Annotated in this window: 10 protein-coding genes, 1 other RNA gene and 1 pseudogene; 4 read left to right on the top strand and 8 right to left on the bottom strand. The window is 55.6% G+C overall.

The features are described 5' to 3' along the window. From ACWKXT_RS02355 to ACWKXT_RS02345, 3 genes are all read right to left on the bottom strand, one after another. Positions 1-2,529 (bottom strand): fimbria/pilus outer membrane usher protein, encoded by a 2,529-nt coding sequence (locus ACWKXT_RS02355; RefSeq protein WP_454531557.1) that lies wholly within the window; start codon positions 2,527-2,529, stop codon positions 1-3. 46 nt (positions 2,530-2,575) lie between these two features. Then, positions 2,576-3,253: a fimbrial biogenesis chaperone gene (locus ACWKXT_RS02350; RefSeq protein WP_454527069.1), complete on the bottom strand. Its 678-nt coding sequence runs from the start codon at positions 3,251-3,253 to the stop codon at positions 2,576-2,578. Positions 3,254-3,332: 79 nt separating this feature from the next. Continuing rightward, positions 3,333-3,863 carry a fimbrial protein gene (locus tag ACWKXT_RS02345; protein ID WP_454531556.1) on the bottom strand — a complete coding sequence of 177 codons (531 nt, stop codon included), beginning with the start codon at positions 3,861-3,863 and terminating at the stop codon, positions 3,333-3,335. A gap of 417 nt (positions 3,864-4,280) precedes the next feature. Between ACWKXT_RS02345 and ACWKXT_RS02340 the strand changes: the two genes are divergently transcribed. Both ACWKXT_RS02340 and ACWKXT_RS02335 read left to right on the top strand, forming a co-directional pair. Beyond that, positions 4,281-4,940, top strand: coding sequence for a helix-turn-helix domain-containing protein (locus tag ACWKXT_RS02340; protein WP_454527071.1), 660 nt, complete (start codon positions 4,281-4,283; stop codon positions 4,938-4,940). Between the two features lie 69 nt (positions 4,941-5,009). Next, positions 5,010-5,639: a helix-turn-helix domain-containing protein gene (locus tag ACWKXT_RS02335; protein ID WP_454531555.1), complete on the top strand. Its 630-nt coding sequence runs from the start codon at positions 5,010-5,012 to the stop codon at positions 5,637-5,639. A gap of 44 nt (positions 5,640-5,683) precedes the next feature. On the opposite strand, the gene ACWKXT_RS02330 is transcribed toward ACWKXT_RS02335, so the two are convergent. The 3 genes from ACWKXT_RS02330 to ydiJ form a co-directional block, all read right to left on the bottom strand. Next, positions 5,684-5,878, bottom strand: a complete 195-nt coding sequence (locus ACWKXT_RS02330; RefSeq protein WP_080327369.1) for a YdiH family protein — start codon at positions 5,876-5,878, stop codon at positions 5,684-5,686. An 85-nt stretch (positions 5,879-5,963) separates the two neighbouring features. Continuing rightward, entirely contained in the window at positions 5,964-6,374 is a 411-nt protein-coding gene (gene menI, locus ACWKXT_RS02325; protein WP_028012841.1) for a 1,4-dihydroxy-2-naphthoyl-CoA hydrolase, read from the bottom strand. Beyond that, a complete protein-coding gene (gene ydiJ, locus ACWKXT_RS02320) occupies positions 6,371-9,427 on the bottom strand; it encodes a D-2-hydroxyglutarate dehydrogenase YdiJ (RefSeq protein WP_454531554.1) in 3,057 nt (1,018 codons plus the stop codon). The genes menI and ydiJ overlap by 4 nt, the downstream gene beginning before the upstream one ends. A gap of 198 nt (positions 9,428-9,625) precedes the next feature. On the opposite strand from ydiJ, the gene ydiK reads away from it, so the two are divergent. Both ydiK and rprA read left to right on the top strand, forming a co-directional pair. Further along, positions 9,626-10,741 (top strand): AI-2E family transporter YdiK, encoded by a 1,116-nt coding sequence (gene ydiK, locus ACWKXT_RS02315; RefSeq protein ID WP_454531553.1) that lies wholly within the window; start codon positions 9,626-9,628, stop codon positions 10,739-10,741. Positions 10,742-10,950: 209 nt separating this feature from the next. Further along, positions 10,951-11,058: antisense sRNA RprA (gene rprA / locus ACWKXT_RS02310), an RNA gene on the top strand. 5 nt (positions 11,059-11,063) lie between these two features. Here the strand turns inward: rprA and ACWKXT_RS02305 are convergent. Both ACWKXT_RS02305 and ACWKXT_RS02300 read right to left on the bottom strand, forming a co-directional pair. Beyond that, entirely contained in the window at positions 11,064-13,439 is a 2,376-nt protein-coding gene (locus tag ACWKXT_RS02305) for a glycoside hydrolase family 3 N-terminal domain-containing protein (protein ID WP_454531552.1), read from the bottom strand. A 3-nt stretch (positions 13,440-13,442) separates the two neighbouring features. Continuing rightward, positions 13,443-14,842: pseudogene (locus ACWKXT_RS02300) on the bottom strand (MFS transporter). Positions 14,843-14,962 lie beyond the last annotated feature (120 nt).

Here is a 14,962-nt window from a genome sequence, read left to right as displayed (position 1 = left end):
CTAAAGACAATTGACGTTAATTTCTGTAATTCCGCCTGCCGGAGATTGCGGTAAAAGCCGGAACGGCGCGCGGCACTGCCGATCGTTTTCCGCGCCCCACGTGACGAAGACTGTCCCCTGCGTATCCAGGCCGGTGAGATAGACTTGCCCTCTGTCGCCAACAATAAAACTGCTGTTATTGCTGCCTTTCAGGCTCGCGATTGCGCCAAAGGGAACAAAATGGCCGTTATGCATTAACGTGAATAATGCCCGCCGTCCTACTTTCGCCTTATAGCCGGCCAGGACGACCGCGCCGCGCGTCGGCGTTACCGTGCGGGTATTAATATCCAGCTCAACGTCATCCGGCATACTTTCCGGGGCAAGCGTGATGTCATTTTTACGGTATACGGAAAGGTTACTGACCACCGTATATCCCCGGAAATCTGTTTTTACCCCCGGCTGATTACGAATATCCACATCGTGCGCGCCCGGCGCGCTAATCAGAACATTGGTTTCCCCCAGGGGCTGAGAAAGCGTGATCCCTTCCCTGTGCGCAAGAATGCCCCCCTGCAAACCATAGTTAAGACGCTCGCTGTTTTTGTCGTAGCTGTAGCCCGCGGTGACTTCGCCGTACGTCCCCCTGTAATCCCCGTTCATGTTGCCCGTGTAGCCAACGCCGTCCGACCCGTAACCTTGCTGCACGTTCCAGTTCAGCGCATGGTTTTCCAGCGCCACGCCGTTCAGACCAATGTTCTGCGTAGTGCCATTATTCTTGCTGGCGCTCACGCTGTAGTTAGCCCAGGTCTGCGGAAGGAATTTTTCTAGCGGAATGCTGACGTTAAAGGCCAGCAGCTGATCTTTGTCGTAGCGTTTATTGTCGTCATAGGAACCCGCGCTGCCGTTTTTACTGTAAGTCCAGGTGAGTCCGTAGCTAATGTTGTGCCAGTAGTTGTTGTAACCCAGGCTGTATGACGCCATCGTTTTACTCGAATTCCAGTAATCCTCACGGGCCGCGCTCAGCGTTAGCGAGCCAAGATTGTTGCCCAACGTCTGGCTCATCGTCAGCTCGGCACGGTTACGTCGACGGTCCTGAAGCGCAGAGCTGTCGCCCCAGGAATCGAGGATCTCCTGCATGCCGTAGTAACCGCTGGTCGAATAGCGGTAGCCCGCAATCGAAAAATGAGTCCCTGTCCCGACAAAATTCTTGCTGTATCGCGCACGCCAGGACTGCCCGTTGGATTTTTCTCCCCCCTGCGGGGTTGACCAGGCCTGGGTCATGTCCGCCGAAATCGCACCGAAATCCCCCATGTTTCTCCCGATCCCGGTGGCGATCGACTGATATTTGCTCGACTCCTGCAGCCCACCATAGAGCGTGAGGCCATAAGGCAGACCATAAATCCCCGTGATTTGGCCAAATGGAGTCTTATCCACGCTGCTGCTGTAAGAACGATACTGCCCTGCGGTCACCGCATACTTCAGGCGCCCTTCGCGCTGCAAAACCGGTAATGAGGCATAAGGCAGGGTGAAGTGCTGCTCGCTGCCGTCAGCTTCCTTAATGGTGACATCCAGATCGCCCGCGCCGCCGGTGGGATACATATCGGTAATTTCAAAGGCGCCAGGCGCGACATAGGTCTGGTAAATCTGGTAGCCATTCTGGCGAACAATGACCTGAGCATTGGTGCGCGCAATCCCGCGAACGACGGGCGCGTAGCCTTTGAGCGAATCCGGGAGCATGTCGTCATCAGATGCCAGCTGTCCGCCGCGAAACGGCATACTGTCGAACACGTCGGCGGGCGCGGAGCTGTCACCCAGGGTGAGTTCGGCTTTGAGCGGGATAATGGCCCGCTGAGCATAGGTGTAGACGGTATCCCATTTATCGTGACCGGTCTCATCACGTGACCAGGTGGTGTAATTGCGCAGTCGCCATGGCCCAACGTTGAGGCCTGGACGTAAGTTGGCATACTGGCTGCTGCTGGTTTTACTCTCGCTCTGTTTCGCCCAGCTATTGGCCCCGCTCAGGCTATAATTGAGCATCGCAGCGGCGATCCCCTCGTCCCACTGTTCTGGCGGGACATACCCTCTTGCAGGCAGGTCGATCGCAGCCTGTGGAATACTGATAACAAGCCGCTGCGCGCCAAACTGAAAATCCGTAGTGGCATGAGGAATTGCCTGGAGGTTGACGCAGGATGTGCTTTCAACCGCCAGGTTGGGGAACAGCGCTGTTTTAACGCCCCATTTTTTTAGCTGATCCATGCTCAGGCAGGGCTGCAGGCTATCGTTTTCCTGCCCGTCTTTCCCTGCAACAAAATCAATATCGCTGGTCTCAATAAGCTGGTCGTCAAGGATGATGTCAACATGGTATTTCCCTGGTGCCTGCGAACCTGATTCAAACGCAGATAAATCGGCTTTACCCATTCCCGGATTATCCAGCTCCACCAGCTCGGCGTTAAAGGAATCACGGGCGTTAACCACGGGTACTGCATTCGCCAGCGCGAAAGCAATACACATTGCCAGACGCGCGGGCTGCATTTTTATATTTTTCGTTGCCATCATCATAAACCTGACTCGATATTGAGGATGCCGCTTTTCTCAGGAACTAAAAGCTGGCCTGATGTATTATTCCCGGGCTGCCATAATCGTTAATCACTTTAAAGACAATCTGATTGCCATTGACGCCTGGGGGTAAGCTAAATATTGCCACTGCACCAGGCGCAACCCAGGAAACATCTTCCAGCTTTTTACCGCCGACGCTTATTTCATTAAAGTTAATCACGTACGGTGTCGGGTTAGTGACCTGAAGGTTATTTCCACTACGATCCCAGGTTAATTTATTCGCCTGTTCTTCCGGCGTTGACGCCTTCAGGCTTGCCGGACGATAAATAAGCTTGATGCGTGTTTTAACGGCAATTTGCAACGAGTTTTCCTGTTTGCTCGCTGACGGTATCGCTTTAATGTTTAACCAGAAGAGACTTTCTTTATCCTGCGGCAGTGAGCCCGAGAGTAAAATACGTTCAATATTTTGCTGACCGCCGTTCAGTCTGTACAAAGGTGGTGTGACGATAAAAGGCGCTTTATTAGCATTACCCTCTGGCATGTCGACCCAGGACTGGATTAAATAAGGGGCGGTATCCGCATTGTTTACGCTGATGGACGCCTCTTTCTTCCCGCCATCAAAAATTACACGGGTACCACCAATAATAACCCCGGCATAAGCGTGCGAAACAGATGCAGTAATAACCGCCGCACTCAGCAGGGTTTTGCTAATAAAATTCATTTTGAACCTCTTAAAACAAGGGGGCAGATTATGCCCCCGCGCAGCGCCTCGCGGAGCTGACTCTTGTTCAGCTTAATGACTAGTTGTAAACAACGGAGAAGTTAGCTACGGAGTTTGCAGGACCCGCCGTTACCGATGCCGCCGTTGAAATATACTGTGCGTAGAAATTCAGCGTATTGTCTGCGGTGCTGCTCAGTACATAGTTGTAGCCGTTGCTGCCGTGCAATGGCAGATCGGCTTTATCAGCGGTCATCAAATTAATGGCAACGCCCGTTGCCGCACCGGCGACAGAGGTATCAATCGCCAGCAGATCGGCATTACTCAGATCGGGCGTACCGTCAAAACGAACTTTAGCACTGGTGACCGTCACCGGGCAGTTCTTCAGAATAATATCGAATTTCGTTGCCGCCGTTCTGGAACCCGTCGTCTGGAATTCTGTTTTATAATAATCACCTAATACGACCACCTGGTTTTGAGAGGCAACTGCCACATCACAGGCTGAATCCAGGATGTTACCATTAAAATTAACGGTTCCTGCGGCGGCGAGAGCATTGCCTATCATTAAGGCTGAACCCGTCGCAACCATCGCTAAAATCATACTCTTTTTCATAATGTTCATTTTCCTGTTTACGGGATAACTTTATTTATTATTGAAATTCAAGCAGCAGAAGACCGATAAAAGAATCGCTAAGGTTCTTTTATTTTTCGCTGAATGGCTTAAGGTCTTCCTGACTGACTGGTCAAAATTTATATAATCATTTTAATGAATACAACTTTTAGATGGTCTAGCTGTAGACTCTAATTTAACGAAAACTCAACATTTACGTCAGGAAAATCTTAACTGATATTGCAGAAGTCTATTATTAGACCTTGCACACTTTTTCTTCCTATTCAAACAGTTACTTTCCGCAGGGCTCCCGGTCTACTTTTAGACCTCACCAGAAGATTCCCTGAGTTCTTCATTTTTAAGATAATTCTTTTTGCAGATCAAAAATTGATCACACAAGAAGTCGATGTGAGGTATCTTATGAATACACGTTTAACCGCCCCACTGAATAATTATCAATCCTCAGTCCTGGATTTAAAGCCGTTCGCCGACATAGACACCCTGATTAAACATGTGCTGCCAGCCACCAGCAGAATGATCATTGGTCGGGGGGAGACGGTACATTATTATAAAGATGATGTTAGGCAGTGTTTTTTGTTAATCCAGGGCAGCGTGGCGCTTCATCGTCGCGGCGACGGTATTGTATTAAATTCTGAATCTGCGCCGTTTATTCTGGGCGTCAGCAGCCAGTTTTCCTCTGAACACCTGTACGTCAGGGCGCTGGAGACTGCAGAGATTGCGCGCGTGTCGCTGGAGAGCTTCAATCAAATTGTGTCGCAGCACGATTTATGGGAGCACTTCTCAAAGCTGCTTATTTATACCGCCTCGCGTGTGTACGAGCATTGCGCACAAATATCGCAGATGTCTGCTTACGATATCATCCGCTTCCAGCTTGTTGAACTGATGCAGGAGCCAGACGCCATACGGCAAAATACGACAGCGGCGGCCTACATCAAAAGCCGGACGTATCTTTCGCGCAGCGGAATTATGCGTATTCTGGCGGAACTGCGGAACGGGAAGTACATCACCATGGAGCGCGGCGTGCTCCTCGAGATTCACCATCTGCCTCGAAAATATTGACCGCCCCCGTGCCTGTACCCGCGAGAGACGCTATAATTAGCCAGGTTATTTTTAAGGTTACCGACTACCATGTCCCGTCCAGAAACGTCTCACCGTGGCTCTCCCTACGCGCAAGAGCTTATTTCTCATTTACTGCCTGAATGTACAACACGAAGAACCGCTCGCGGCGAGCGGCTTGACCTTCAGGTCAACGGTCAGGGCATGTGCTATTTAATTCTTGAGGGGACGATCGCCATCTACAGAAGAAGCGACGATATGATGCTCTCCACGGCCCGCAGCCCCGCCCTCTTCGGCCTCGCTAATATCACCGATATCTATTTCAATGATTATCTCAAGACCGTTACCCCGTGCCTGACAGGCACGCTCACCACCGAGCGGGTGAATGAGATTATTAAAGAAAAAGCGCTGTGGGGGCTGCTCTCAAAACAGCTTATGTTTGTATACAACCGTCTGTATAACAACGTCATGCCGCAGGGCGCGCCGACGGCGTATGAGATGATTCGCCAGCAGTTGATAAAACTGATGGATGAAGACGAGAGCTATCGCGGCAGCGTAACAGCGGAAAGGTATATCAGGGAGAAAACCCAGCTCTCCCGCAGCGGCGTGATGCGCATTCTGGCGGATTTAAAAACGGGCGGGTTTATCGAAATAGAAGACGGTCGGCTCATCAAAATTAACAAACTTCCCGCCCGATACTGAATGTTGGGCACAAAAAAGGCCGCGCTGGCGGCCTTTTTACTCTCTCAATGGACGTGAACGCCCAACCGCCAGGCAAAGTAGATCTCTTCTCGTAACTCATTTGAAGAGAGCGCCAGCAGATCCGTGAACTCCAGCTCAAGCTGTTTCAGCTTTTTCAGGTACTGCGCCGGAGACAGGTTGCTCTTATCGCGACGTAAATATTCAATTGCCAGCTGTGTTGGGGTTATTTCAGTATCCATGATGTCCTCGCTTATGTACAAATCCTGACCAGTATATCACAACACACTGGCTAGTTTTTGACCAAAGGCAAATCATCTGAAAACTTTACACGACTGCCGTCGTCAGACGCGACGAGCAGCACAGGCGATCCTGCTCATCGAGAATATCGATCTGCCAGACCTGGTGGCGGCTACCGGCGTGCAGCGCGCGGCAAATACCGCGAACGCGCCCGCTGCGCACCGAGCGTATGTGGTTGGCGTTCACCTCAAGCCCGACAACCTTCTGCTCGCCTTCGGTGCAGAGATACCCCGCGACGGAGCCCAGGGTTTCCGCCAGCACGACGGATGCCCCACCGTGCAAGAGGCCAAACGGCTGGTGGGTGCGACTGTCGACAGGCATCGTCGCCTCCAGATCGTCTTCCCCGATACGGGTAAACTGGATATCCAGCAGCCCCACCATATTCCCCTCGCCCATGGCATTCAGCGCCTGCAGCGTGACGGCACGTTTCCAGATCATCCGATTATCTCCAGTAAAGCCTGTAATGGGTGGCGTACGCCGTTACCTTCTACCCGTTTCACCTGGCTGCGGCAGGAGTAGCCCGTCGCCAGACAGCGGTTGCGCGGCAAACGCTGCATCGCCTGATGCCACGACAGCTCATAGATGCCGAGCGAGTTGGCGTGGTTTTTCACCTCGTGGCCGTAGGTGCCCGCCATCCCGCAGCAGCCCACGCTAACGCTTTCCAGCTTCGCACCGAAACGCGCAAAAATAGATGCCCATTGCGCTGGCGCGCCGGGCAGCGCCGTCACTTCGGTGCAGTGGCCGAACAGATACCACGACTCACCGCTAACCTCCTGAATAGCCTTCTCTTCAAGGGCTGCTGGCAGCCACTCGTGCACCAGCATAACGTGGAAATCGCCGCGCTTATCTCCCAGCGTCTGCTTGTATTCATCGCGATAGCAGAGTACCAGCGCCGGATCGACGCCGACCATCGGCAGCCCAAGCCCGGCGACCCGGTTGAGAAAATCAGCGGTTTTTTGCGCCGTTTTCGCAAAGCGGTTCAGGAAGCCCTTGATGTGCTGCGCTTTGCCGTTTGGCGAGAACGGCAGCACCACGGGCTGATACCCCAGTTTTTCAGCCAGGCGGATGAAGTCAGCGACCACCTGCACATCGTAGTAGCTGGTAAACGGATCCTGAACCACCAGCACCACATTCGCTTTTTGCTCAGGGGTCAGTGCCTCAAGCTGTTCGAGGGTCATGTTCGCCGAGCGGTGGCCGACGAGCTGTCGTTGCAGCGACGGCACCGACAGCAGCGGCAGATCGACCATGCCGATATGTTTTTCGGAAAGCTTGCGCACCAGCGGCTGATTGATAAAGAAGTTGAACGTCTTCGGCGCACGCGCCATCAGCGGCGCATAGCTTTCTACCGTCGCCACCAGATGGTCGCGCACCGGGCGCAGATAGCGGGTGTGGTAAAGCTGCAGGAAGCGCGAGCGGAACTCCGGCACGTCAATTTTAATCGGGCACTGGGTGGAGCAGGCTTTGCAGGCCAGGCAGCCGGACATCGCCTCTTTCACCTCGTGGGAGAAATCATATTCGCCCTTGCTGGCATGCCAGCTGTTGCGGGAGCGTTCAATCAGCGAACGCAGGCTGGCCCGTTTTTCCGGCAACGCCTGCTCCAGCTTGAGCGGATCGATGCCACGGTCGGCAAGCAGACGCAGCCACTCGCGTACCAGCGTCGCACGCCCTTTCGGCGAGTGTATGCGGTTGCTGGTGATCTTCATCGACGGGCACATCGGGCTTTTCGCGTCGAAGTTAAAGCACAGGCCGTTGCCGTTACACTCCATCGCACCGCGCCAGGAGGCGCGCACCGCAATCGGGATTTGTCTGTCATACGTGCCGCGTTTGACGGCATCAACCTGCAGCATCGGCGCATCCACGCCTTCAGGCGGGCAAATTTTCCCCGGATTGAGGCGGTTATCCGGGTCGAATGCCGCTTTCACCTTGCGCAGCTCTGCGTAAAGCTGTTCGCCAAAGAACGCCGGGCTGTATTCCGCGCGGAACCCTTTCCCGTGTTCACCCCACAGCAGACCGCCATATTTGGCGGTTAAGGCCACCACGTCGTCGGAGATCTGCTTCATCAGGATCTCCTGCTGCGGGTCGCACATGTCCAGCGCCGGACGCACGTGCAGCACCCCGGCGTCGACGTGGCCGAACATGCCATAGCTCAGCCCGTGGCTGTCCAGCAGGGCGCGAAACTCAACGATATAATCCGCCAGATGCTCAGGCGGCACGCAGGTGTCTTCGGCAAACGGTATCGGCTTCGCCGCCCCTTTCGCATTACCGAGCAGTCCCACCGCTTTTTTACGCATGGCGTAAATACGTTCGATACCGGCTAGATCGTTACACAACTGCCAGCCAATCACGCCCCCTTCGCCCTGCGCAATCCGCTCATCCAGACGCTGGCAAAGCGTTGTCACCTGGCGCTCAATCAGCTCTGCATCATCGCCGGCAAATTCCACGATGTTGAGGCCAAGCATCTCTTTATCCGGCACGTCGGTAATCAGATCGCTTACGGAGTGCCAGACGATATCTTCCCGCGCCAGGTTGAGCACTTTAGAGTCGACGGTTTCCACCGACAGCGCCTGCGCGTCAACCATAAACGGTGCATTGCGCAGTGCAGAATCGAAGGAGTCATATTTGACGTTCACCAGGCGACGCACCTTCGGCAGACGGGTGATATCCAGCCGCGCCTCGGTAATAAATGCCAGCGTTCCTTCGGAGCCGGTCAGCACGCGGGTTAAATCAAACTGCGTCAGGTCGTCGTTAAAGACGTGCCGCAGATCGTAGCCCGTTAAAAAGCGGTTCAGTTTTGGGAATTTGTCGAGGATCAGCTGGCGGTTGTCGCGGCAGCGTTCCAGCACGGTACGATAAATTCGCCCGCTGACGGTATTGTCTTTACCCAGCGTTTCCGCCAGTTCAACCGGCATCGGCTGTGTATCAAGAATATCACCGCCCAGCAGAACTGCACGCACGCCAAGGACGTGATCGGAGGTTTTGCCGTAGACCAGCGACCCCTGCCCGGAGGCATCGGTGTTGATCATCCCCCCGATGGTTGCGCGGTTGCTGGTGGAGAGTTCAGGGGCAAAAAAGTAGCCGTAAGGCTTCAGGTACTGATTAAGCTGATCTTTGATTACGCCCGCTTCGACCCGCACCCACCCCTCTTCAGGGTTGATTTCAATGATGCGGTTCATATAGCGCGACATATCAATGATGATGCCCTGGTTCAGCGCCTGACCATTGGTCCCGGTGCCACCGCCGCGCGGCGTAAAGACCAGCGAGGCGAACCGTTCCTGCGTTGCCAGCCGGGCGATGAGCGCCACGTCAGCCGTTGAACGAGGGAACACGACCGCATCGGGAAGAAGCTGGTAGATACTGTTATCGGTTGCCATCGTCAGCCTGTCGGCATAGTTCGTGGCGGTATCACCTGTAAAACCCTGTTGCTCCAGTGCCTGCAAAAAATTAAGCACCAGCTGAACGACGCCAGGTGCCTGAGAAATCTGTGGGATCATTACTGTCGACCCTAATTAGAGTTGTGGGAATCGTTTGCGTGTATCTTAAAAGTTTTATCACATTTTTTTCTTATAATCTCTGCTGAATTACAGGCAGAATTCGCCTGTCAAAAACCGCTGAAATCATTAATGATTAGAGAGACGCGGTTTTTCGTTCCCGCCAGTCGTACTGGCGTTCTTTTAAGGAAAGTTTCATTTATGGTCAATCTTCGCCAGCCCAGGGATGTTGCGCAAATTCTGCTGTCGGTGCTGTTCCTGGCCCTCATGATTATTGCGTGTCTGTGGATTGTTCAACCCTTTATTCTCGGCTTCGCCTGGGCTGCGACCGTTGTCGTCGCCACGTGGCCTTTGCTGCTGCGCTTGCAGAAACTGCTGTTTGGCCGTCGCGGGCTAGCCGTGCTGGTGATGACGCTGCTGCTGTTCCTGCTGTTTATTATCCCGATTGCGCTGCTGGTGAACAGCCTTGTCGACTCCAGCGGCCCGGTGATCCGCGCTGTGACCAGCGGCGATCTGACGCTGCCGGACCTCGCCTGGCTGAACAGCATTCCTGTCGTGGGGGCCAAACTCTACAGCGGCTGGCATAGCCTGCTCGAGATGGGCGGCAGTGCGCTGATGACGAAAGTGCGGCCTTATATCGGCACCACCACGACCTGGTTTGTCGGTCAGGCCGCGCATATTGGCCGCTTTATGATGCACTGCGGCCTGATGCTGGTCTTCAGCGCCCTGCTCTACTGGCGCGGTGAGCAGGTTGCTCTAGGGGTTCGTCACTTTGCCACCCGCCTGGCGGGAAAACGCGGTGACGCTGCGGTGCTGCTGGCCGCGCAGGCCGTGCGCGCGGTGGCGCTGGGCGTTGTGGTGACGGCGCTGGTACAGGCTGTGCTGGGCGGTATCGGCCTGGCGATTTCCGGCGTACCGTATGCCACCGTCTTTACCGTTATCATGCTGATGACCTGCCTTGCGCAACTGGGTCCCTTGCTGGTGCTGGTTCCGAGCATTATCTGGCTCTACTGGACAGGCGATACCACCTGGGGCACGGTTCTGCTGGTCTGGAGCTGCGTAGTCGGCACGATGGATAATGTGATTCGTCCTATCCTCATCCGCATGGGTGCGGATCTGCCGCTGATTCTGATCCTCTCAGGGGTTATCGGCGGACTGATTGCCTTCGGGATGATCGGCCTGTTTATTGGCCCGGTGCTGCTCGCCGTCACCTGGCGTCTGTTCTCCGCCTGGGTGCATGAAATTCCGCCGCCGGGAACTGACCCGGACGTGATTTTAAGTGAACTGGAAGAGCTGGAAGAAAAGAATACCCATTAAGCCTTATTGCCGGGTGGCGCTGACGCTTACCCGGCCTTCACTGTTTCGCACGATACTTAAATGCTGCTAAAGTATTTATTCGTTATTCACTGGTCAGACCCGCCATTTCTGCACTCAATCTGCTCTTAACCTCAAGAAATCTTTACGTCTCTTTAACTATTGAGACGAATCCGATCGACGCTAAAAATTACAATGCCTACTATTAGCTCACGGTTATAAATCAACACCTTGATTTATAAGCATGGAAATCCCCTGAGTGAAACAACGAATTGCTGTGTGTAGTCTTTGCCCATCTCCCACGATGGGCTTTTTTTTACCCTGACTACGCGCGCTTCACGTCACAACGGCTGAGCATCCGCCATTCAGCAGGCAATATCCGCGTCTCACCGGTTACGTGCACCGTCACCCTCTCACGGATATCCGCTGACGATGCGCCAACCTGCAGTTCAAACTCGCCCGGCTCAACAATGCGTTTCCCGTCACGACGGGTGAAGTTGAACATCTCAATCGGCAACGTGAAGGTGAGCGTGGCGGTTTCACCCGGCGAAAGCGTGACGCGCTGGAAGGCCTTCAGCTCCTGAAGCGGCCGCACCTGGCTGGCGACCTTATCCCGCACATAGACCTGCACGACTTCACTGCCGCTGCGCTCACCGGTATTGGTGATATCCACGCTCAGCGTCACCTCACCATCGACCGGCACGCTGCTTTCAGCTACGCGGGCAGTGCCCCAGCTAAACGTCGTCCAGCCGAGGCCGAAACCAAACGGATAACGCGCGCCAAAATGGAACGCAAACGGCGTGCCGCCGCTTTTCAGCTTGTGGTTATAGTAGTACGGCATCGCCCCGGCGCTTTTCGGCACGCTGACCACCAGCCGACCCTGCGGCTCCGCGCGGCCGGTGAGCACATCCGCAATCGCCCAGCCCCCTTCCTGCCCCGGTGCCCAGGCCATCATCAGCGCGGCGACCTTATCCTCCAGCCCCTGCAGGTTGTACGGACGCCCGCCGGTCATCACGACAATCACTGGCTTGCCCGTCGCCACCAGCGCCTCCAGCAGCTGTTGCTGTACGCCCGGCAGGTTCAATGAGTCGGTATCGGAGCCTTCACCGACCGTGCCGCTCTGGAACAGCCCGGCGAGATCGCCCACGCAGGCCACCACCACCTCACTCTCCTGCGCGGCGTCGACCGCCTCGGGGATCAGGGCGGTGCTCAGTGATACCGGCGACTGCTGCATCGGCTTACCGCCGCTGTCGCCCGGGAAGACCGGCGCGCCCGCCATCCGTTTTTCGATGATATGACACCCTTTGGCATAGCGGACGTTCGATGCGCCAAGGTACTGCTCCAGCGCCGCGCGCGGGGTCGTGACCTGCGAGGTCTCTTCCACCATATCGCTGATGATCAAATGCACCGGGAAGCTGTAGCCGCTGAGTAACGCCAGCGGATCGTCTGCCGTCGGCCCGACCACCGCCAAGCGGGGTTTGCCATTTAGCGGCAGAATGCCGTTGTTTTCCAGCAGCGTCACCGATTTTGTCGCCACCTCCCGCGCGACCTGCCGGGTCATCTCACTTTGCAGATCGATAGCGTTTTCATCCGCGTACGGTTTTTCAAACAGGCCAAGACGGAATTTTTCCGTCAGCGTGCGCGCCACGATCTCGTCCACTTTCGCCATAGAGATCAGCCCGCGCTCTACCGCTTCCGCCAGATGGCGAGCGCAGTCATCTTTCGGCAGCTCAACGTCCAGCCCGGCGTTGAACGCCAGCGCGGCGGACTCTGCTGCGTCGTGGGATATGCCGTGGTGCTGATGCAGCAGGCTGACGCCGCCGTAGTCCGCCACAATAATGCCGTCGAAGCCCCACTGTTCGCGCAGGACGGTGGTCAGCAGGAAGCTGTCGCTGTGCCCCGGCTGGTTATCGATGTCGTGGTAGGCGGGCATCACCGAACCGGCGTTCGCCAGCTTGACCGCCATTTCAAACGGCAGCAGGAAGGTGTCGTTCAACTCGCTAAAGCCAAGATGAACCGGGGCATGGTTGCGCGCCCCTTCGCTGAACGAGTGGCCCACGTAATGCTTGAGCGTCGCCAGCAGATCGCGCGTATCGCCCTGCAGCCCTTTCACCCAGGCGGTAGCCATCACCCCCACCAGCCACGGATCTTCGCCGAAGGTCTCTTCGGTACGCCCCCAGCGCACGTCGCGGGAGACGTCCAGCACCGGGGCCAGCCCCTGCTGGCAGCCGACGGACCGCGCCTCGTGGCCGATCTGCTCTGCCGCGCGCTGCACCAGCTCCGGGTCCCAGGTCGAGCCGTAGTTGAGCGACGACGGAAACAGGGTGGCGTCCTTACACAGCAATCCCACCAGGCACTCCTCGTGGAACAGCGCCGGGATGCCGAGACGCGTCTCTTCCATCATCATGCGCTGCAGGCGGTTGGCCGCGCGCACGCCGGTTTTCGCGTCAACGATGTGGGTGCCGAGCGGACGCGTGATTTGTCCGACGCCCAGCTTCAACCGCTCGCTGAGCGCGGCCTGCTCGCTCACGCCGGAGAATTCGTCGCTCAAATCGCTGCGCTCCCGGTGGTTGCCGTTTTCATCGAGGATCAGCCAGTAGGCGTGCATCTGGGCGAACTTCTCTTCCGGGGTCATGCGCGCCAGTAAATCGGCGACACGCTCGTGTACGGGACGTCCCGCATCCTTATAGATAGCCGTCATGTTTTACTCCTGTATTGCGGAAGGGGTTGCCGGGCTGAGCTGCCCTGCATCGGGTCTTACCTCACGCTGCTGGCCAGCTCCCGGGCGATGGAATCCACCAGCCGGCTGTTAAGCTTGTAGATGGCAAGAAGCGCAACCATGCAAAGGAACAATGCGCACGGGATAAGGGTGAACAGCGCGTTGATGGTGGAGAGCACGTGCGGCGCCTGGGTGGCCTGGCCGGGCGCGTAATCCACCATGCCGAGCACCCAGCCGACGACTGCTCCGCCCAGCGCCAGGCCAAACTTAATGGCAAACAGCGCGGTGGAGAAGACCAGCCCGTCCAGGCGGCGGCCGCTGCGATGCTCTTCGTAGTCAACCACATCAGAGAACATGGTCCACTGAAGCGGCGTGGTGAGGTTTTGAATAAAGCTAAAGACGATGTTAAGGCCAAAGATCAGCCACACCTGCGAAGGCGGCAGGAAGAAAATCAGCGCGCCGAAAATGACGAAGGAAATAATCGTCCACTGATAGGCGCGTACGCGGTCAAATTTCCCCAGCAGGCGTTCAGATAATAATGCGCCGCTTAACGAGGCCACCATCCCGGAAACAATAAAGGCAAAAACCAGCTCCGGGCGTAACAACACATAGTTGACGTAATACATGGTGGCGGAGCCGCGCGTTACCACCGCCGTTAACAGCAAAATATTAAACACGAAAACAATACGCCACTGGCTGTTCCCGGCCAGCAGTTTTAAATCGGTAAGCATGGAGCCGGAGGTATCATTGCGTGGAGAATACCGCTCACGGGTCATCAGGAAACAGCAGAAGAACAGCACAATCCCCAGCAGCCCCATCAGGCTCATGGCGTAGAAATAACCTTTCTGCACGTTGCCCTGGCCTAACAATGAGACCAGCGGCAGGGCAATGACCGTCACAATTAACCCGCCGATAAACGACAGGCCAAAACGCCACGACTGCAGGGAGTGACGCTCGCGCGGATCCAGCGTCAGCGCACCCGGCATGGCGCAGTAAGGCACGTTAATGGCGGAGTAAATCAGGCTCAAGATCGCGTAGGTCACGCAGGCATAAACGATTTTCGCCGTCGGCCCGACGTCCGGCACGTAGAAGGTGATGAGGCAGCTCACGCCAAACGGAATGGCGAACCACAGCAGCCAGGGACGGAAACGGCCGTGACGCGTCCGGGTGCGGTCAACCAGCGCACCAATGCACGGGTCGACAAACGCATCAACCACGCGCACCACTAAAAACATGGTCCCCATGATCGCGGCAGGCAAACCAAAAACGTCCGTATAGAAATAAGCGAGAAATAACGTTGCCGTTTGCCAGACCAGCGCACTGGCCATATCACCTAAGCCATAACCTATTTTATCTTTGGTACGCAATACAGAGGAGAGTGTCATTGTTATTTGCCTTTTTATCAGGTTAAAACGTATTTCAACCAGTTGCGCATCTTCAGGGAAGATATGCGCGGTAAGGCTCAAGTATTAGCAACGCGTTGCGCACTCACAATTGTCTTAATT

It is taken from the genome of Enterobacter sp. UPMP701, from assembly GCF_053709515.1.
The sequence above is the reverse complement of the archived record's forward strand: the minus strand, read 5'-3'. Positions and strand labels throughout refer to the sequence as shown.

What these genes read in the sequence shown, in the direction of transcription:
- ACWKXT_RS02355 (WP_454531557.1), bottom strand. Translation starts at nt 2,529, where the DNA reads ATGGCAACGAAAAATATAAAAATGCAGCCCGCGCGTCTGGCAATGTGT.
- ACWKXT_RS02350 (WP_454527069.1), bottom strand. Translation starts at nt 3,253, where the DNA reads ATGAATTTTATTAGCAAAACCCTGCTGAGTGCGGCGGTTATTACTGCA.
- ACWKXT_RS02345 (WP_454531556.1), bottom strand. Translation starts at nt 3,863, where the DNA reads ATGAAAAAGAGTATGATTTTAGCGATGGTTGCGACGGGTTCAGCCTTA.
- ACWKXT_RS02340 (WP_454527071.1), top strand. Translation starts at nt 4,281, where the DNA reads ATGAATACACGTTTAACCGCCCCACTGAATAATTATCAATCCTCAGTC.
- ACWKXT_RS02335 (WP_454531555.1), top strand. Translation starts at nt 5,010, where the DNA reads ATGTCCCGTCCAGAAACGTCTCACCGTGGCTCTCCCTACGCGCAAGAG.
- ACWKXT_RS02330 (WP_080327369.1), bottom strand. Translation starts at nt 5,878, where the DNA reads ATGGATACTGAAATAACCCCAACACAGCTGGCAATTGAATATTTACGT.
- menI (WP_028012841.1), bottom strand. Translation starts at nt 6,374, where the DNA reads ATGATCTGGAAACGTGCCGTCACGCTGCAGGCGCTGAATGCCATGGGC.
- ydiJ (WP_454531554.1), bottom strand. Translation starts at nt 9,427, where the DNA reads ATGATCCCACAGATTTCTCAGGCACCTGGCGTCGTTCAGCTGGTGCTT.
- ydiK (WP_454531553.1), top strand. Translation starts at nt 9,626, where the DNA reads ATGGTCAATCTTCGCCAGCCCAGGGATGTTGCGCAAATTCTGCTGTCG.
- ACWKXT_RS02305 (WP_454531552.1), bottom strand. Translation starts at nt 13,439, where the DNA reads ATGACGGCTATCTATAAGGATGCGGGACGTCCCGTACACGAGCGTGTC.